We start from the raw sequence: 16770 nt of genomic DNA on the forward strand, positions 1-16770 counted from the left end.
CGGGTCACTTCCCTTCCGTCGAGCGCACGGTGCGACGCTCGATGCGCTTTGCTATGTCGGTGCCGACCTCGATGATGCGGTGCACGTAGATGCCGGGCAGATGCACGGCATCCGGATCGAGCTCCCCCGGTGCCACGAGCCGCTCTACCTGCGCGATGCAGACCCGCCCGGCCATCGCCGCGAGCGGGTTGAAGTTGCGGGCGGCCTTGTTGAAGATCAGGTTGCCGTGCGTATCGCCGTACGCCGCGTGCACAAGCGCGAAGTCGGTGACGATCGCCTCCTCGAGCACGTAGGGAAGCGACTGTCCCGACGTGTCGAAGGTGCGCACGTCCTTTGCCGGCGAGGCGATCGCCACACCGCCGGCGCCGTCGTAACGCCGCGGCAGACCGCCTTCGGCGACCTGCGTGCCGACCCCGGTCTGGGTGTAGAACGCGGCAATGCCCGCACCGCCGGCCCGCAGCTTTTCGGCAAGCGTGCCCTGCGGGGTCAGCTCGAGCTCGAGCTCGCCGCTGAGGAACTGCCGCTCGAACTCCTTGTTCTCCCCCACGTAGGACGAGGTCATCTTGCGGATGCGCTTGGCGCTCAGCAGCACGCCGAGGCCCCAATCGTCCACGCCGCAGTTGTTCGACACGACCGACAGGTCGCGGGTGCCCTGGGCCAGGAGCGCCTCGATGAGGGCGATCGGGTTGCCGGACAGCCCGAACCCGCCGACGGCCAGCGAAGCGCCGTCCGGGATGTCGGCGACGGCCTCGGCCGCCGACGGATAGGTCTTGTCGATCACGCTCACTCCTTCGTGCGCAGCAGTGATGCCAGCCTGGGTCTCCGGCTGCCGGAGGGGCAACCGTGGCCTTGCGATGTGGACGCATCCCGCCGTAGCGTCCACTATGTGGATAATTCGACCCGCGGCCCCGTGGCCGGCGCCCAAACAGTGGCACGTGCGGCGCGGCTGCTGCGCCTGGTGACCTCAGCAGGACCGGGTGGCGCCGGGCTGCAGCAACTCGCGACCGACGCGGGACTTTCCCGCACTACGGCGCACCGGCTGCTGAGCGCGCTGCGCGCCGAGGGACTGGTGGACCAGGACTCGCCGTCGGCCAGATGGATGCCGGGCCCCGAGTTGTTCCTCATGGGCACCGTGGCGGCCGCTCGCTACGACATCACGGAGCTGGCCCGCGACATCGTGCGCTCCCTCGCGGTCAAGACCGAGGAGAGCGCGTTCCTCTCGGTGCGCCGCGGCGACGAGACGGTGTGCCTGCTGCGTGAGGAGGGGGCCTTCCCCATCCGTTCCTTCGTGCTGAGCGAAGGCGTGCGGTTCCCGCTGGGCGTGGCATCCGCGGGGCTGGCCATCCTCGCGTTCCTCCCCGACGACGACGTGGAGTCGTACCTGGCGCGGCATCCGGAGATCGTGAAGCGCTTCGGCTCCCGGCACTCCGCCGACGCGATGCGCACCCGGCTCGCCGACACTCGCGACCGCGGCTACGCGATCAACCCGGGCCTGATCGTCGAGGGCTCCTGGGGCATGGGCGCCGCGGTGTTCGACCGCGCGGGCCGCCCGGAATGGGCGCTGAGCCTCACTGGCGTGGAGTTCCGGTTCTCACCGGACCGACTGCCCGCGCTCGGGCGCACGCTGCTGGCCCACGCCCATCAGCTGTCGTCGCGCATCGCCGCGGCCCGCGCCTGACGCGTTCGCGGACGCGTTTCGAGCGTAGGAAATGGGGCGAGCGTAGGACGGATGCCGCAGGAAAAGTCCTACCTTCGGCACATCTCCTACGCTCGGCGCGGGGCGGCAATTCGCACGGAGGAATTTCATGCGCTCGTGCATCCCGGGCGTGGCGAATGCGGCATCTCGGCCGGAAAAACGAGAGGCCCCGCACACTGGCGAGAGTGTACGAGGCCTTTCGTGCACCCCCTGGGACTTGAACCCAGAACCCACTGATTAAGAGTCAGTTGCTCTGCCGATTGAGCTAGAGGTGCGTGATTTCGGACTTGCCGAACCGAGGGACAACGTTACCATCACGAGACCGCGGATCGCCAATCGACGTGGACCGGCCCCGCTATCGTGGTGTCGTGCCCACCTCTCCCCCGTCGCCCTGGTCAGCACCGTTCGATGGGGATCTGGGTGACGACCTCGCCCTCGCGCTGCGCCTGGCCGATGCCGCCGACGCCGTGTCCATGGGGCGTTTCGACGCCGCCGACCTCGACGTGCAGCTGAAGGCGGATGCCTCGCACGTCACCGAAGCCGATCTCGCGACCGAGCGCGCGATCCGCGCCATCCTCGAGAATGAGCGACCCGGCGATGGCATCTTCGGTGAGGAGTTCGGCTCCAGCGGGGATGCCGCGCGGCAGTGGATCATCGACCCGATCGACGGCACCGCCAACTATCTGAAGGGCATCCCGATGTGGACGACCCTCATCGCCCTCGCTGTGGACGGCGTGCCGCGCATAGGCGTGGCCAGCCAGCCTGCGCTCGGACGCCGATGGTGGGGCGCGACCGGCCTGGGTGCGTGGACGAACACACCGGGCGGCGAACCGCGCCGTCTCGCCGTGTCACGCATCGACTCGATCGCCGAAGCGAGCGCCAGCTTCCAGAGCATCTCGCAGTGGGACGACGCCGGTCACCTCGATGACGTCGTGCGTCTGTCCCGCGCGGTGTGGCGTGACCGCGGCTACGGCGACACCTGGCCGTACATGCTTCTGGCAGAGGGCCGCCTCGAATTCGTCGCCGAATTCGACGTCAAGGAATACGACATCGCCGCACTCGTGCCGATCATCTCCGAAGCCGGCGGGCGCTTCACCTCCTTCGACGGGACCGACTCGATCGGCGAGCGCTCAGCCGTGGCGACCAACGGCATCCTCCACGACGACTTCCTTCGCCTGCTGCACTCCCCCTCCTGACCGACGACCCCGACGGAACGACAGATGCCCTCGCCGCACCACCGCCCTGCCGCCGCCGCGCTGCTCTTCGCCGTCGCCCTCGCGCTCACCGCATGTGCCACACCCGAAGTGACCGAACCCCGCGCCAGCCCCGCGCCGACCGCGGGCTCGGCCGATACCGCACCGGCGACTCCCGCGCCCGAGCCGGCCGAGACGGCCGAGCCCGTCGTCGATCCGACGTGCACGACGATCATCGCCGCCACGACGGTCGCCGACTTCGAAGAGCTCGGCTGGACACACCGCGAGGAGCCGTTCCGCATTGGGGAGATGGACGTGCCCGACGGCATCCAGTGCTCCTGGGCGGATTTCGCGGTGCCGGGTGGACCGGCGCAGATCTTCGGGTGGGCGCCGATCGAGGATGCTCTCGCCAAGGACGCGCAGACCGAGCTGCTGGCCGCAGATTGGCTGCGCGAGAACGGCGACGAGGGCGTTTACGTCACCGAGAACCCCGAGATGGCGCTGACGACCGACGCCGAGGGGTACGGCATGACATACCTGTTCGGCGACGGCTGGGTGACCCTCGCCGACACCAAGCAGAGCCTGCTGCTGATCGAGCGCCCGCAGGGCTAACCGCGCTGTATGACTCCTCACGGCTGGGTTGTCAATCGGGATGCCCGAGCGCCGTTCGCCACGTAAGTTGGACGGTCCGACGGAGGGAGACTCAGATGATGAGCGACGCATCGGGCCAGCAGAGCCCGGAAGAAGAAGACGGCACCACCAAGCCTGACGGCCTCGGCAAGGACGGCACCATTCCCGCCCACCCCGACGGCGTTGCCGCGGGTGTCACCGATGAGGCATCGACGTTCGAGCCGGAAGAAGACGAGCAGGCCTAGGCGCGAGCCACAGAGCGCGAAAACCCCCGGCACTCAAACAGCGCCGGGGGTTTCGTGTCTGTCACTGGGTCGCGACGAACTCTGGGTCGGCCATCAGCCCGGGCGTCACGGCGATGGCACCGTCCGAGGCGGTCTCGGTCGGTGCTACCAGCACGATGTTGCCGGTGGCGGATCCACCCTGCTGCAGGACCGTGACGCGGTCAAGCTCGTCAGGGATGAGAAGCAAGGGGGGCGGGGTGACCTCGCCCGAGGCGGCGACGTAGTCGAAAGACACGAATCCGGGCATCTCCCCATCGGGAGCATCGCCGACGTAGGTCGTGGTGACGTTCACGAGGATGTACTCGTAGCCGGGCTCGGGCTCCCCGTTGAACGCGTTCTCTGCCAGGACGACATCGGTCTGCGCCAGCGAGACGCTGTTGACGGTGACTTCCCAATCCTCCGAGGTCACCGTGCTGCCCAGGGGCAGCAGCTCGACGGGGCCTGTCTCAGATGATGCCGGCGGCTCCTGGGCCTCTTCCTGGGCCTGCTCCTCGATCGAATCGAACAGCTCCCCGGTCTCGTCCACGAATACGTTACCGACGGCGAACGTGATCGCTGTGACGAGCGCGACGAAGCCAACGATGCTGCCGACGATGGAAACGATGAGCCCGGCGATACCGAGACCCTTGCCCTGGCCCTTACGGAACAGCGACACGATCGCGAGCACGAACCCGGTAAGAAGCAACATGCCGGCGGGAATCATCGCACCCCAGCCCTGCATCAGGGAGGAGCAGGCAAGCACGAAACCGAGCCCGCCCGCGATCACGGAGATCAGGCCGAGCACGTTGAGCGCCTTCCCGGTGGGGGCAGGCGGGCCCTGGCGGGGCGGGGCGGGTGGGTACCCCTGCGCCGGCGGGTACCCCTGCGCCGGCGGGTACCCCTGCGCCGGCGGGTACCCCTGCGCGGGCGGATACCCCTGCGCGGGCGGATAGGAAGCGGCGTACGGGTATCCGGCCGGCGGCGCGGCCGGCGGAGAAGGATGCTGGGGGGTCGGTGCCGGCTCGCCGGGCACACAAGCCTCCCCCAGAGGCTCAGGTGTAGTCATTCGCTCATCCTGGCAGTGAGTGCGACGGGCCCCCGCACCCGCCGCCCCCCGTTGCGACCGATACGGGCGACACGCCTGCAAGGCGGAATGAATCCCCACCCATGACGTTGCGGTCCCTGATGACTTCCCCCGGCAAGACCCCGTCCCACCCGCTCGACCTCGATTCGTCCGTCCCGCAGCGCAGCGCGCTCGTGGTGGGTGCCACCGGCATCGGGGGGTCTGCCCTCGTCGATCTGCTCGTCGAGCAGGGCTGGCCTGTCACCGCACTGTCACGGCGCCCCCTCGCTGACCGCCCCGGTGTGCGCGCGCTCTCCGCAGACCTGCGCTCAGCCGCCGCTCTAGCCGATGCCCTCGCCGAGGAGAAGCCGACGCACGTCTTCTTCACCGCGTGGTCGCGGCAGGACACCGAGGAGCAGAACATCGCTGTCAACGGCGGCATGGTGCGTGACCTGTTCGCCGCCCTCTCGCACGCGCCGGTGCAGCACGCCGCGCTCGTCACCGGCCTCAAGCACTATCTCGGACCCTTCGAGGCGTACGGCCAGGGCAACATGCCCGACACTCCGTTCCACGAGGAGGAGGCGCGGCTGGATGCCCCCAACTTCTACTACGCGCAGGAGGACGAACTGTTCGCCGCTGCGGAGCGCGACGCGTTCACCTGGTCGGTGCACCGCTCACACACCGTGATCGGGTACGCCGTCGGCAACGCGATGAACATGGGCCTGACCCTCGCCGTCTACGCGTCGATCTGCCGGCACCTGGGCACACCGTTCGTCTTCCCCGGTTCACTCACGCAGTGGAACGGGCTGACCGATATGACGGATGCCACCGTGCTCGCCGACCAGATGCTCTGGGCGTCAACCTCGGATGCCGGCCGTGACGAGGCCTTCAACGTCGTCAACGGCGACGTGTTCCGGTGGCGCTGGATGTGGACGCGCCTGGCCGAGTACTTCGGTGTCGAGCCGGTCGGTCCCGACGCCGAGCCGCAACCGCTCGAGCGGCAGATGGCCGCCGCGCAGGACGTGTGGACACGGATCGCCCGTGAGCACGACCTCGCAGAGTCCGACCTCGGCCGCATCGCGTCGTGGTGGCACACCGACGCCGACCTCGGGCGCGAGATCGAGGTCGTGACCGACATCAGCAAGTCGCGGCTGGCCGGGTTCGGCGTGCATCACCGCACGGTCGACTCGTTCACCGAGCTGTTCGACCGCTACCGCGCCGCTCGGCTCATCCCGGGCGCGTAGTCGTAGTCGTACCGCCCCGACTCAGCCCAGAAACAGCACGGTGATCAGCAGCGCGATGATGAAGGTGCTGAACGCGAAGGAGATGTAGGTCTGGCCCGTCACCACTGCACGGGAACGCGTGGTGAGGATCGTGACGTCTGACGAGGAGAAGGTCGTCGCGATCTGCGCGGCCAGGTAGTAGTAGTCCGTGAACACCGGACCCACCGCCTTGCCGGGGAACTCGACGGCATCCTCGACCGCGTTCAGCCGCGCGTAGTGCACGGCGTACGTCGAAACCGTCACCAGCCAGGCGCTCAGCACCACGAAGACGCTGAGCGCGTTGGCCAGCGGGCTGCTGATGAGCCCAGGCAGCACGATCACCAGACCCACGGATGCCGTGGCGAGGATAGACCACTGCACATTCACCGTCGGCATCCTGCCCGCCTCCGGCGTGGTCGCGACGAGCCAGCCGCGCAACGTTTTGGCATCCACTCGTCCGAAGACCCAATGGGTCAGGATCAACCACACCAGGGAGTAGGCGATCCAGAACACGAAGACGGTGAGGGCGACCGTGTCGACGGTGAACCGCACCGGAACGGCGAGCGAATAGGCGACGACTGCAAGTACCGCCACCGGAACGGCGGTGGCGAGGGCGCAGAGGTTTCGGCGTGGGTCGACTGCGAGCCACGGAACACCGGTTGCCGGCGGCGTCATGCGGCGATCGTATCCAAGTCCCACCGGCGGCGACCCGCCTTTCGCCGATCGGATGCCGGGAGGACGATGTGCACATGGCTACCGCGATGGACGACTGGTCGTTGTTGCACTTGGGGTCACTGCGCTGGGCGGATCCGCGGCGCCGCGTTCGGGCCCGGGTATCGGGTGAAACGATCGTCGACTCGATGAATGCACGCCTCGTGTGGGAGCCGCACCGGGTGGTGCCCTCGTACGCCGTCCCCGTTGCCGACATCCACGCGCCACTGATCGAGCCGCGCGCGGTCGCACCCATGCCGCCGCCGCGGCCGTGGCTCGATCCCGGCAACGCGTTCGCAATCCACACCACGTCAGGAAGCGCCTGGACGATCCCCACGCGCGGCGACCCCTTGGTCGACGCGGCATTCACTACGGACGACGCCGACCTCACCGGGTTCGCGATCATCGACTGGGCGGCGTTCGACGAGTGGCTCGAAGAGGAAGTGACCGTCTTCGGGCATCCACACGATCCGTTCCAGCGGATCGACTGCCTGATGTCGGATCGCCACGTCGTGGTGTCCGTCGGCGATCGCGTTCTCGCGGACTCGCGACGCCCGACGCTGTTGCTGGAGACGCATCTGCCGACGCGCTACTACCTCCCCCGCGCCGATGTGAACATGGACCTGCTCGAGCCGAGCCCGACGCACACCGTCTGCGCGTACAAGGGGCAGGCGTCGTACTTCTCCGCACGCATCGGCGACGAGTTGATCCGGGATGCCGCGTGGACGTATCCGCACCCGCTGCACGATGGCGCGCCAGTGCGCGACCTGCTCTGTTTCTACGACGACCGCGTGACCGTCACGGTGGGCTGATCGAGGCCACCTCCCCCTCGCCCCGTTGGTTGAGTAGGCGCGAAGCGCCGTATCGAAACCCGGCGCCACTGCAGGGACCCGACCTTTTTTGCTTGCGGCGCAGACCGCGTTCGGCCAGGCTCGGCGCATGCACACAGCCGGCGTCTTACCTCCCGACGCGCCGAACCCGCGGGACGAGATCGAGGCGCGGGTGCGGGCCCTGCACTTTCCGGTGTTCGGGTTGCGCCCGCAGCCATCGATTGAGGATTGGGGCGCGGTGGGAATCGGCGAGATGAGCGACTCGCGGGTGACCTCGCAGGTAGAGGTGAGCATCGGGTACACGCTGTGGCGGCAGCCGGACGACCGAGCAGACCCGCGCAACCTCGCCGACCTGGACGAGCAGACGCTGGCCGCGCTCGATGTGGACCCGCCGTGGCCGCGTCCGGAGTGGCTGGTCGAAGCCGCGCACCGCATGCGCTTCCCCCAGGTCTGGTCAGCCGTGCGGACGACGTGGAACCGCGACCCGTCGGAACTTACGACGCTTCCTTTTCAGCTCGTGCAGCACGCGAACTACATCCTGATGAACGAGTTCCGCGAGGAGCTCGGCTTGGGGCAGGGGCACGAGCGCATCACGAAGACCGGATGGAACGTGTCGGAGTCGGCGGTGAACCCCGCGGCCGCACTCGAGATCGACGGCGTGATGCACGCAGCCATGGAGGTCGACACCGACCCGTTCGTCTACGCGATCGGCGCGGAGATCACTCGCGACGTGGCGGTCACTGTCGCGGTTTCCCGCGAATACCTGCCCCACCTCGAGCTCGCGCTCGCCACCCGCGCTCCCCGTTAGCAGGGAGGCGTCCTGTCAAGCCCCATGCACGCCGTCGTCGCCTCGGAGAAGCTATCGGCATGACCTCAGACGACAACATGCAGGCGCGCCCGGGTGACGACGATGACCGGGTTGGAATGTCGGCCTCCGACGCGGTCGAGAAGGACATGACCTACAGCCCGTCCAGCGAAGAGGAGACCCGCCGCAAGCAGGAGGACCCGCTCCCGGACACTCTCGACGACGACATCGACACCGAGAACATCAACGTCACGCCGGGTACCGGGGGTCCCGACGATGCGGGCGACGTCGAGGTGGATCCCGCCGACCTGAACATGCCTGGGCGTCCTGCGGAGGACTGAGGACGCGCAGACGGCAGCTCAGTAAGGCGTCGCCGTGTAAGCGCCAGATGCTCAGGCGGCGCAGCCGACGCCGTCGTTGTCTCGGTCCAGGTGTTCGGCAAAACCCGGCTCGCCCCGACGGATGGGCGCAGCTCCAGCCGCCCGCACCGCGTCGCAGTTCGCATAGTGGGTCTCGGCCGGTGCCGGTGCGGGCCCCGACTCCACGGCATCCGGCGCATACGCCGGCGCGAGCGCGGGCTCGTCCGGGCAGCTTTCGAGCACCCGCGCGATAGCGTCGTGCTCTGCCGGTGTCACCCACAGTCCGTAGGTGGCCTTCACCGAGACCTGCCGGGCGACGTACGCGCACCGGTAGCCCTTGTTCGACGGCAACCATGTCGCGGCATCGCTATCGCCCTTCTGGGCGTTGGCGGGACCGTCGACCGCCAGCAGGTTCAGCGGGTCGTTCGCGAAGCGCGCTCGCTCCTCCGGGGTGAGCTGCTGCGCGCCCTTCTGCCAGGCATCTGAGAGCGCCACGACGTGGTCGATCTGCACATCATCCGACGTGTTCTGCCCTCGCAGGAAGGAGATCGTCTCCCCCGTGAAGGGGTCCGCCAGCGTGCCCGTGATCACCTTGCACCCGCCCTCGGTGACTGCCTCGGCCAGATCACGGGCGAGGATGTCGTTGCGGGTGTCGCAGCCGTTGCGGTCGACGTCGAGCCAGCGCTGCCCGAACTCCTCGCGCTCGTACCCGGTTTGCGGGGCGCGCCCCTTGACCTCGAGCGTGGACAGCACAGCGACAGCGGTCTGCCCGGTGGTCGCGGTGGGTTCCGCGATCGTCCCGGTGGGGGCCTCGGAGGGCCAGGTCGCGACGACCTCGTCACCACTGGCAAAGAGCGGTGAGACCAGCAGCCCGACGCCCAGCACGACGGCACCGATCAGCGACCAAGCCCAGGCAGGGAGGCGGCGTTTGCGCTCAGCCACGGGCGGCGTCCACCGGCTTTGTGCCTGTGCCGGTCGGGTCGACGGTCACGCGCGCAGTGAGCACCATTGTGTGCTGATTCCTCCCAGATTCGGTCTCTCAAGCCTAAGCGGGCTGGTGTGCCGGGACCGCCGGAGCGCGAGCGCCCCAGGCCCCGTGGACACGCGACTGAGCGAGGAGGATACTTCCGCCATGGTCCGGGGCGCCAGCGTCATCAGAACACCTGATCAGCGCCTCCGTGTATTCGTAAGTTCTACGCTGACCGAAATGGCGGAGGAACGCAGCGTCGTTCGATCTGTGATCGAGCGCTTGGCGTTGACCCCAGTGATGTTCGAGTTGGGTGCGCGACCGCACCCACCACGATCGTTGTATCGGGCGTATCTCGAGCAGTCCGACATCTTCGTGGGGCTTTATTGGGAGTCGTACGGATGGGTCGCTCCGGACGAGCAAGTTTCAGGACTTGAGGACGAGTACAATCTGTCCCCGGACATTCCCAGGCTCATCTACGTCAAGCGGTCTGTGAACCGACAGGATCGTCTTGAGGGATTGCTCGATCGCATCCGCGACGACGACCGGGTGTCGTACGTGGCGTTCGGCACTTCCGACGAACTCGCTGCGCTGGTGACCGCAGATATCGCGATCCTGCTTGCAGAGCGATTCGCCAACGACCGGCGCGAATCGATGGAGCCGCAGCCGGAACTGGGCAGTGCGGCGACGGATGCGCGTCCGCCGACGCCGCTCACGTCGTTGATCGGCCGGGAGAGTGAGATCAAGCTGTGCAGCGACATCTTGAGGTCTGGGGAACGGCGACTCGTCACGCTTACCGGGCCGGGGGGCATTGGCAAGACGCGCCTCGCTCTCGCCGTAGCCCGGGAGGTCGAAGGATCATTCGCCGAAGGAACCTGCTTCGTCGACCTCGCACCGATACGCGATCCCGCTCTCGTCATGTCCGCGATCGCTGAAGCGCTGGGCGTGCGGGACAGTGGGGAGGTGCCGCTCCACCAGAAGATCGTGCACGCCATGGGCCAACGACGCATGCTCATCGTGCTGGACAACTTTGAACAGGTCATCGACGCCGCGGGCGATCTCAGGACGCTACTGGACGGCACGGACGTATCGCTGCTCGTGACGTCCCGCATCTTGCTCCACATTGACGGCGAGCAGGCGGTAACGGTCGCGCCGATCCCGTCTCCGGCGGCGATAGAACTCTTCGTGGAGCGGGCCCGCGCGATCAAACCCGACTTCGCGCTCACCAGCGAAAACGCTGAAGACGTCGCTACGGTGATCACCGCTGTGGACAGCGTTCCGCTCGCGATCGAACTCGCAGCTGCTCGCATTCTTGTCTTGCCCCCAAAGGAACTAATCAGGCGACTTGACAAGACTCTGCTGCTCCTCGCGCGCGGCAATCGGGGACAGGCCGACCGCCACAGCACCCTGCGGGCAACGATTGATTGGAGCACCGACCTACTCACGCAGAGTGAGCGGACCCTGTTCCGACGGCTAGGTGTGTTCCGCGGCAGCTTCGCCCTCGACGCCGTGGAGTGGATGTGCGAAGACTTGCGGGAGGCCGTCGCCCTTGATCTGCTGTCGGCTTTGGTGGACGGCAGCTTGGTCCAGGCCAGGCAGGACACCGGTCGCGCATCGTTCACGATGCTAGCCACGCTCAGAGAGTACGCAAGGGAGGAGCTCGAGCAGGCTGGGGACTTGGAAGCATCGCAGCAGAGGCACGCGGCCTTCTACTCGCAGCTCGCAGTCCAAGCCGAAACGGAACTCGTCGGTGCTGGACAGCACGCCTGGATTGCGCGGCTGCGAGCCGAGTACGAAGACCTCCGCGCGGCGATCGAGTTCTACTTGCGAGCCGAGCAAGCACATGCGGTGGTTGCGATCGTTTGGCCGCTGAACTGGTTCTGGTGGGCTTCGAGCCGGGTCGCCGACCTCACCGCCTGGATGAGCGCTGTCGCCGATGCGAGTTATGTCCTGGACGAACGCACCCGCCGCATCGCCGAGTTCTACCTGGTCTCAGCAGCGATTTGGATTTTGCCGGATCCCGCCCGCATCCCAGACTTCGACCGGCTGCTCGCCTACTTCGTCGAATCGGAAGACATCTTCGGGGAGATCTTCCTACGCTCGTCGCTCGCACTCCTGCACCTGGCGAAAGAGCCGCCCGACGTTGATGCCGCTGATCAACACCTGCAACGAGCGCAGCAGATCGCCGATCAGACGCAAAGCAGCTTTCTCACATCGATGACGCTGCTAATCCGCGGACAAGCAGCCACTGTGCGCAAGGCTCTCTCAGAGGCCGAGGCGCTGTTCAACGCGAGCCTGCAGCTGTCTCGTGACAGCGGAGACGCGCTCAGCCAGGCTGGTGCTCTCCATTCACTTGGATGGCTGAGCGTCCTCGGCGGTCAGCTCTCCCTCGCGAGCGACTACTTCAAGGGGGAGCTGACAATCGCCTCCGGTGCCAGGCACGAGGAGGGAGTCGCACTTGGCCTTGAAGGGTTCTTCGCCGTCGCTGCCCTACAAGACGATCTTGAGCGCGCCGGCACCTACCTGGGCGCCGCCGAGACCGTTCGCGCACGCCGTGGGATCGATGGACCTTCGATCCTCTCATCCCACCAGCATGTCCTGGCGCAGGTCGAATCCTCACCAGGGGCAGAAACCTTCAAGGCCGGTCGAAAAGCGGGCCGGCTCGCTGACATCGACACCATAGTTGAAGATGCGCTGACTGGTGCAGCATCCGCCCCGGATCCAGGTCGCCCCGACAACCAGGACTTATCAGCGCCCGTTCAGCGCAGCGCGGAGCTGGGTCATTAGGGTTCGCTCTGCGGCGCGGTCGCAAACCCACGAGCGAGTGCGGAGCGAAGCCCTGTGACAACGGTTTTGTGGAGATGGGGGAATCGAATTCACGTGTGGGCGATTCCGCTTCCACATCAACCTGCAAACTCCGCGGAATAATGCAGATCTCGGGGGCATGCGGGGACAAGCACCTGCATGGAAAATCGCCCACATGCAGAGCAAACGTGGGCGATTTGTGGGCGATCCGACGGAGGTTGTCCTCGACATCGATCCGGTGGATTTGAGCACATCTGAAGCGCAACAGAATTCGTACGCGTGGCTAGCGACCCACCGCTCAGGCTACGCCGTCCGGCGCGGAACGACTAGATCCGTGGATCACGGCGGACCTCACCGAGCCAGAGCTGACGGCAGACGTCGCCTCGGTTGGGCACGAGGTGCGGCAGGATGACGGGGTGAGATCCTACGTGCGGCCCTCGATCGATGGGCCCGTGTTCCGCGACGCCGACGGTAAGGTCATCGACTACGGGAGCCGGTGGGGCGGGTCACCTCCGGAGGACACCTACTCGGTGGACACGCACCCGGAGAGGTTCGCGCCACTGCACGCCGTCGCGGAAGCACTCATCGCGCACCTCTGCGATACCTACGACGTCGAGGTCGACGACGGCGCGGAGACGGCGGCGGATCTGCTTCGCCCCGCGTATCACGACGTGGTGCGCGCCGTGCGGATCCGACCGAAGGACCCGGCGTGCGCGCCCCTGACGATGGTCTTCACCGCATACCCGGGGATCTTCATGCACGCGGGACTGCTCAACGACTTTCAATACCCGGTCTGCGGTTGCGACGCCTGCGACTCGAACTGGGAAGGGGAAGCCGACGACCTCGAACGACAAGTGCTCGCCGTCGTCACCGGGCACTATCGCGAGAGCATCACCCACGGCATCCGGCCTTGGGTAGAGCACAGCTTCAGCTACCCCGACGGGGGTGGACGTGGTGGGCGGTCTCTCGCGCAAGATATCCCCGCAGCGCGCGTCAAAGCGGCTAAGCCCATCCTCCGAAGCACACCCGACGGGTGGTCCGCATGGCCTCCCTCAACCTCGTGCTCATGAACAACACCGCGTGAGACCATGTGAGCCCGCTCGAACAGTACATAGTCCATGTGCTCCGGGTTGTCGGGGCTGTCCCACGCGGACACTTCCGTCGCGGGCATGTCTGCCTTGGGGGCCGGCACGTCGTCCATGACGATTCCCGCGACCTCATCGGGAAAGCGGCCGGCGTAGTGATACACGTCGAAGCCGCCGCCGGACGAGCCGACCAGCAGGTAGGGTCCAGAACCTCCGCCGCGTCGAGGAGCGTGTGTAGGTCATCGGCAAGGTCATCAACCGTGCGTGCGCGGTCGGGCGGAGGGTCGCTCCTGCCGGTCCCTGCCCGATCGTACGTGCAGACACGCGTAGTCTTCGCGAGCGACTTGACGGCGGGCGCGAGCACAGAGATGCCGCTGGCGCCGGTTCCCGCGTCGTACACGACCGTCGGGGATTTATCGCCCACGCACAGTAGGGCAAGAGACCGGCCCGCCTCCACCTCGAAGCTGCCGTCGATCACGACGGTTGTCCGAGTCGGACTCGGCGATGGTGTCGGGTCGCCGGACGGCCCGCCGGCGGGAGCGCACCCCGCGAGCCCAAGCAAGCCGACAGCGAGCGGCAGAGGTCGCGCTTATAGCGATGAGCAGTCGACGGACTCGGGCGCTCATGGCGGCCCCAGCACGGTGGTTGCGCAGGCGATCCTGAGGAGCAATGCACTCGGCGAGCCACATCGCGCGGAAAGAATACCGCGCGGTGGGCGCCACCGGCTACGCGCCGGTGGCTGCCCAGAATGTGAGGATCGCCTGCGCAAGTGCAACGGGCTGCTCGAGCGGAATGAGCGTGCGCGCTCGGGTGACTGTGACGGATCTGGCGTGCGGCACGGATGCCGCCGCGCGCACAGCATCCTCGGGGCTCCAGTCTCCCCGGTCATCGGATGCGATGAACAGACTGGGGACGCCGATGTCCGAGAGGCGATCGGTCACGTCGGTTCGATCGATGATGAACGCGCGCAGCGCGTAACTCATGCTGGCTCGCGTGGGTCGGTTGAGACTTTCGACGATCACGTCGCGGATACCCGGAATCGCGGCCGAGGCATCCGTCAACATCGCCGAAATCACTGCCGCGCGTACCGGTCGGATCGCTCCGAAACAGCGCAGGACCGGATGAAGAACGGCGATCTGGCGCCGGAGGTGAGCAGGTATCGGCTCAGTAGGCGCGCTGATCGCAACGAAACTACGGATGATGGAGGGGTCGGTCGCGAGCTGATAGCCGATGTGCCCACCGAATGCGTTGCCCACCCAGTCGACAGGGGTGGTCGCACCGAGCCCGGCGAGGGCGTCCCGCGCGGCATCCGCTGCTTCGGCGATGCTGCTGCGCCGTGTAAGCGCATCGCTGAGACCCAGCCCAGGCGGGTCGATGAGGACGAACTCTCGTTCGGGGGCACCGGCCAGTAAGAGGGGTAGCACGACGTCCCAGGTATGGCTGTCGACGAACATCGATGACCACAGCACGGTCATGTCGCCCGCGCCGATGCGACGAACGGCGAGGGAGCCGAGGCGGGTATCGACACGCTCGGAGCGTTCGGAGGAGGTCTTCATCATTTCACGTTACCATGACTAACATGAAAGCGCGCAAGTACCGGATGTCGGCCCGAGCAGACGCCGCAGAGCTCACGGGTCAGCGGATCATCGACTGCATGCTCGAGCGCCTGCGCACCACCCCATACGAGCGGATCAGACTTGACGACGTCGCCGCGGACGCCGGCGTGACCTCGCAGACGGTGATCCGCCGGTTCGGCAGCAAACCGGTGCTGATGACCACCACAGTCGAACGCGAACTCGGACGCATCGCGGCGAAGCGCGAGGCAGCGCTGCGATCCGGCTCAGCTGAGACGATTCGAGCGCTGGTGGAGCACTACGACGAGTACGGGCTGCTGATCCTCAAGACCTACTCCGAGGCCTCACTCGTGCCAGGGCTGCCGGACATCGTCGCGCGCGGCAGGGCGTATCACCTTGATTGGTGCCGACGCGCCTTTTCTGAGCACCTTTCGCCGTGCTCCGACGACGCGTCCCGACAGAGGCGGCTCGCCCAGATCGTGTCCATCTGCGACGCGACCACCTGGCGGATCCTGCGATTCGACGGCAACTTGTCCACGGCCCAGACCGAACTCGCGGTCACCGAACTGCTGACTCCGCTTCTGCGCTGAGCGACCTTCGTTTCGCCTCGCTTCGCTGGCTCAACGACCGGAGAGCCGAAAACCGACAACGAGCGGTTTTCGGACACGGTTTTCGACCGATTTGCCCCAAAGGTTTGTGGGCGATTTGTGGGCGATTTGGCTTCAGGGCACCTCACCAGCGACGAACGAAGGCCTCGAAACCCGCGTAATTACGCGGCTTTCGAGGCCTTGTTCCGTGACAACGGTTTGTGGAGATGGGGGGAATCGAACCCCCGTCCATCGCTGCGATACTGCGTTTTCTCCGGGCGCAGTCTGTAGAGACGTTCTGCTCGGCTCCGACCTTTGTCACAGACACCTAAGTCGACGAGCCCAGCCTGGGAAAAGTCCCGCGTGACGTCCAGACGCCATCACGCAGCAAGTTCCCTAGATGACACCAGGGTCCGTAGCGGGAACGCCTACGGTCTGATGGAGTTCAGGCTCGCTTATGCAGCGAGGGCGAACTCAGTGCGCTTGGTTTCGGCACTTATTGGTTTTGCAGAGATCGTTAACGAGATAACCCTGCATCCTCGGCCCGCTTCTCGCAGACACCCAGGCGATGTCGAAACCGATCATCCCCGCGTGTCCTTCTCTCGAAGGAACCGTTGTCACACTGTGGAGTTGCCAACCCGGGAGCCGTAGCACCCGGAGCATCTCAGACTACAACGGATGCCGCGCGCTCGCTATTCCGGCCATCGTCAGGACTGCGCGGCCGCCTCGCGTGCGGCCTTCTTGTCGGCGAGCGTAGTCCCGCCGTTGGCCCAGTGGGTGCCCTCCACCTGGGTGACAATCACGCTGACCGCCTCGCGCCTGGCGCCGATCGCGCGCACGGTGGCATCCGTCAGCTCGGTCACGAGCGCGCGGACCTGATCATCGGTGCGACCGGCACCGATGGAGACCTGGATGAGTGGCATGCGTGTTCTCCCGTCCG

The 16770-nt window shown here is 66.7% G+C and carries 17 protein-coding genes, 1 tRNA gene and 1 other RNA gene; 11 read left to right on the forward strand and 8 right to left on the reverse strand.

What is annotated here, in order from left to right; translation table 11 throughout:
- Positions 1 to 4: 4 nt before the first annotated feature.
- Entirely contained in the window at positions 5 to 781 is a 777-nt protein-coding gene (locus QNO11_RS08550) for a CoA transferase subunit A (RefSeq protein ID WP_257508683.1), read from the reverse strand.
- Positions 782 to 886: 105 nt separating this feature from the next.
- On the opposite strand from QNO11_RS08550, the gene QNO11_RS08555 reads away from it, so the two are divergent.
- On the forward strand, positions 887 to 1678 hold the full coding sequence (locus QNO11_RS08555; RefSeq protein ID WP_257508682.1) for an IclR family transcriptional regulator: 792 nt from the start codon (positions 887 to 889) through the stop codon (positions 1676 to 1678).
- A 220-nt stretch (positions 1679 to 1898) separates the two neighbouring features.
- Here the strand turns inward: QNO11_RS08555 and QNO11_RS08560 are convergent.
- A tRNA-Lys gene (locus QNO11_RS08560) sits at positions 1899 to 1971 on the reverse strand.
- Positions 1972 to 2064: 93 nt separating this feature from the next.
- Here QNO11_RS08560 and QNO11_RS08565 point away from each other — a divergent pair.
- From QNO11_RS08565 to QNO11_RS08575, 3 genes are all read left to right on the forward strand, one after another.
- The gene (locus QNO11_RS08565) at positions 2065 to 2892 is read left to right on the forward strand and encodes an inositol monophosphatase family protein (RefSeq protein ID WP_257508681.1); all 828 of its coding nucleotides are present in this window, start codon (positions 2065 to 2067) and stop codon (positions 2890 to 2892) included.
- A 24-nt stretch (positions 2893 to 2916) separates the two neighbouring features.
- The gene (locus QNO11_RS08570) at positions 2917 to 3501 is read left to right on the forward strand and encodes a hypothetical protein (RefSeq protein ID WP_257508680.1); all 585 of its coding nucleotides are present in this window, start codon (positions 2917 to 2919) and stop codon (positions 3499 to 3501) included.
- Positions 3502 to 3599: 98 nt separating this feature from the next.
- Positions 3600 to 3764 (forward strand): hypothetical protein, encoded by a 165-nt coding sequence (locus QNO11_RS08575; RefSeq protein WP_257508679.1) that lies wholly within the window; start codon positions 3600 to 3602, stop codon positions 3762 to 3764.
- A 61-nt stretch (positions 3765 to 3825) separates the two neighbouring features.
- On the opposite strand, the gene QNO11_RS08580 is transcribed toward QNO11_RS08575, so the two are convergent.
- On the reverse strand, positions 3826 to 4848 hold the full coding sequence (locus tag QNO11_RS08580; protein WP_257508678.1) for a DUF4352 domain-containing protein: 1023 nt from the start codon (positions 4846 to 4848) through the stop codon (positions 3826 to 3828).
- Between the two features lie 119 nt (positions 4849 to 4967).
- Here QNO11_RS08580 and QNO11_RS08585 point away from each other — a divergent pair, with 119 nt between their 5' ends.
- Positions 4968 to 6089 carry an SDR family oxidoreductase gene (locus QNO11_RS08585; protein ID WP_257508774.1) on the forward strand — a complete coding sequence of 374 codons (1122 nt, stop codon included), beginning with the start codon at positions 4968 to 4970 and terminating at the stop codon, positions 6087 to 6089.
- A gap of 21 nt (positions 6090 to 6110) precedes the next feature.
- Here QNO11_RS08585 and QNO11_RS08590 read toward each other — a convergent pair whose 3' ends face one another.
- On the reverse strand, positions 6111 to 6782 hold the full coding sequence (locus QNO11_RS08590; RefSeq protein ID WP_257508677.1) for a DUF1345 domain-containing protein: 672 nt from the start codon (positions 6780 to 6782) through the stop codon (positions 6111 to 6113).
- Positions 6783 to 6967: 185 nt separating this feature from the next.
- Between QNO11_RS08590 and QNO11_RS08595 the strand changes: the two genes are divergently transcribed.
- The 3 genes from QNO11_RS08595 to QNO11_RS08605 all read left to right on the forward strand — a co-directional run bounded on the left by QNO11_RS08595 (position 6968) and on the right by QNO11_RS08605 (position 8794).
- The gene (locus QNO11_RS08595) at positions 6968 to 7630 is read left to right on the forward strand and encodes a DUF427 domain-containing protein (protein WP_257508676.1); all 663 of its coding nucleotides are present in this window, start codon (positions 6968 to 6970) and stop codon (positions 7628 to 7630) included.
- Positions 7631 to 7757: 127 nt separating this feature from the next.
- The gene (locus tag QNO11_RS08600) at positions 7758 to 8456 is read left to right on the forward strand and encodes a hypothetical protein (RefSeq protein WP_257508675.1); all 699 of its coding nucleotides are present in this window, start codon (positions 7758 to 7760) and stop codon (positions 8454 to 8456) included.
- A gap of 59 nt (positions 8457 to 8515) precedes the next feature.
- A complete protein-coding gene (locus QNO11_RS08605) occupies positions 8516 to 8794 on the forward strand; it encodes a hypothetical protein (protein WP_257508674.1) in 279 nt (92 codons plus the stop codon).
- Between the two features lie 51 nt (positions 8795 to 8845).
- On the opposite strand, the gene QNO11_RS08610 is transcribed toward QNO11_RS08605, so the two are convergent.
- Positions 8846 to 9754: a GmrSD restriction endonuclease domain-containing protein gene (locus QNO11_RS08610; RefSeq protein WP_257508673.1), complete on the reverse strand. Its 909-nt coding sequence runs from the start codon at positions 9752 to 9754 to the stop codon at positions 8846 to 8848.
- A 190-nt stretch (positions 9755 to 9944) separates the two neighbouring features.
- On the opposite strand from QNO11_RS08610, the gene QNO11_RS08615 reads away from it, so the two are divergent.
- Both QNO11_RS08615 and QNO11_RS08620 read left to right on the forward strand, forming a co-directional pair.
- Positions 9945 to 12566 (forward strand): DUF4062 domain-containing protein, encoded by a 2622-nt coding sequence (locus tag QNO11_RS08615; RefSeq protein ID WP_257508672.1) that lies wholly within the window; start codon positions 9945 to 9947, stop codon positions 12564 to 12566.
- Between the two features lie 470 nt (positions 12567 to 13036).
- On the forward strand, positions 13037 to 13654 hold the full coding sequence (locus QNO11_RS08620; RefSeq protein WP_257508671.1) for a DUF6226 family protein: 618 nt from the start codon (positions 13037 to 13039) through the stop codon (positions 13652 to 13654).
- Between the two features lie 740 nt (positions 13655 to 14394).
- Here the strand turns inward: QNO11_RS08620 and QNO11_RS08625 are convergent.
- Positions 14395 to 15225 (reverse strand): alpha/beta fold hydrolase, encoded by an 831-nt coding sequence (locus QNO11_RS08625; RefSeq protein ID WP_257508670.1) that lies wholly within the window; start codon positions 15223 to 15225, stop codon positions 14395 to 14397.
- A 23-nt stretch (positions 15226 to 15248) separates the two neighbouring features.
- On the opposite strand from QNO11_RS08625, the gene QNO11_RS08630 reads away from it, so the two are divergent.
- Positions 15249 to 15833, forward strand: a complete 585-nt coding sequence (locus tag QNO11_RS08630) for a TetR/AcrR family transcriptional regulator (RefSeq protein ID WP_257508669.1) — start codon at positions 15249 to 15251, stop codon at positions 15831 to 15833.
- Between the two features lie 216 nt (positions 15834 to 16049).
- Here QNO11_RS08630 and ssrA read toward each other — a convergent pair.
- Both ssrA and QNO11_RS08640 read right to left on the reverse strand, forming a co-directional pair.
- Positions 16050 to 16419: a transfer-messenger RNA gene (gene ssrA, locus QNO11_RS08635) on the reverse strand.
- A 118-nt stretch (positions 16420 to 16537) separates the two neighbouring features.
- Positions 16538 to 16753 (reverse strand): tautomerase family protein, encoded by a 216-nt coding sequence (locus tag QNO11_RS08640; RefSeq protein WP_257508668.1) that lies wholly within the window; start codon positions 16751 to 16753, stop codon positions 16538 to 16540.
- Positions 16754 to 16770: the final 17 nt, after the last annotated feature.

Origin of the sequence: Microbacterium sp. zg-B96 (assembly GCF_030246865.1) — a bacterium.
In the GTDB taxonomy this organism is placed as follows: domain Bacteria; phylum Actinomycetota; class Actinomycetes; order Actinomycetales; family Microbacteriaceae; genus Microbacterium.

Excerpts from the sequence above, each read along its gene's own strand:
- QNO11_RS08630 (WP_257508669.1), top strand. The coding sequence starts at position 15,249 with ATGAAAGCGCGCAAGTACCGGATGTCGGCCCGAGCAGACGCCGCAGAG.
- QNO11_RS08600 (WP_257508675.1), top strand. The coding sequence starts at position 7,758 with ATGCACACAGCCGGCGTCTTACCTCCCGACGCGCCGAACCCGCGGGAC.
- QNO11_RS08605 (WP_257508674.1), top strand. The coding sequence starts at position 8,516 with ATGACCTCAGACGACAACATGCAGGCGCGCCCGGGTGACGACGATGAC.
- QNO11_RS08585 (WP_257508774.1), top strand. The coding sequence starts at position 4,968 with ATGACTTCCCCCGGCAAGACCCCGTCCCACCCGCTCGACCTCGATTCG.
- QNO11_RS08575 (WP_257508679.1), top strand. The coding sequence starts at position 3,600 with ATGAGCGACGCATCGGGCCAGCAGAGCCCGGAAGAAGAAGACGGCACC.
- QNO11_RS08570 (WP_257508680.1), top strand. The coding sequence starts at position 2,917 with ATGCCCTCGCCGCACCACCGCCCTGCCGCCGCCGCGCTGCTCTTCGCC.
- QNO11_RS08615 (WP_257508672.1), top strand. The coding sequence starts at position 9,945 with ATGGTCCGGGGCGCCAGCGTCATCAGAACACCTGATCAGCGCCTCCGT.
- QNO11_RS08640 (WP_257508668.1), bottom strand. The coding sequence starts at position 16,753 with ATGCCACTCATCCAGGTCTCCATCGGTGCCGGTCGCACCGATGATCAG.
- QNO11_RS08590 (WP_257508677.1), bottom strand. The coding sequence starts at position 6,782 with ATGACGCCGCCGGCAACCGGTGTTCCGTGGCTCGCAGTCGACCCACGC.
- QNO11_RS08580 (WP_257508678.1), bottom strand. The coding sequence starts at position 4,848 with ATGACTACACCTGAGCCTCTGGGGGAGGCTTGTGTGCCCGGCGAGCCG.
- QNO11_RS08595 (WP_257508676.1), top strand. The coding sequence starts at position 6,968 with ATGAATGCACGCCTCGTGTGGGAGCCGCACCGGGTGGTGCCCTCGTAC.
- QNO11_RS08625 (WP_257508670.1), bottom strand. The coding sequence starts at position 15,225 with ATGAAGACCTCCTCCGAACGCTCCGAGCGTGTCGATACCCGCCTCGGC.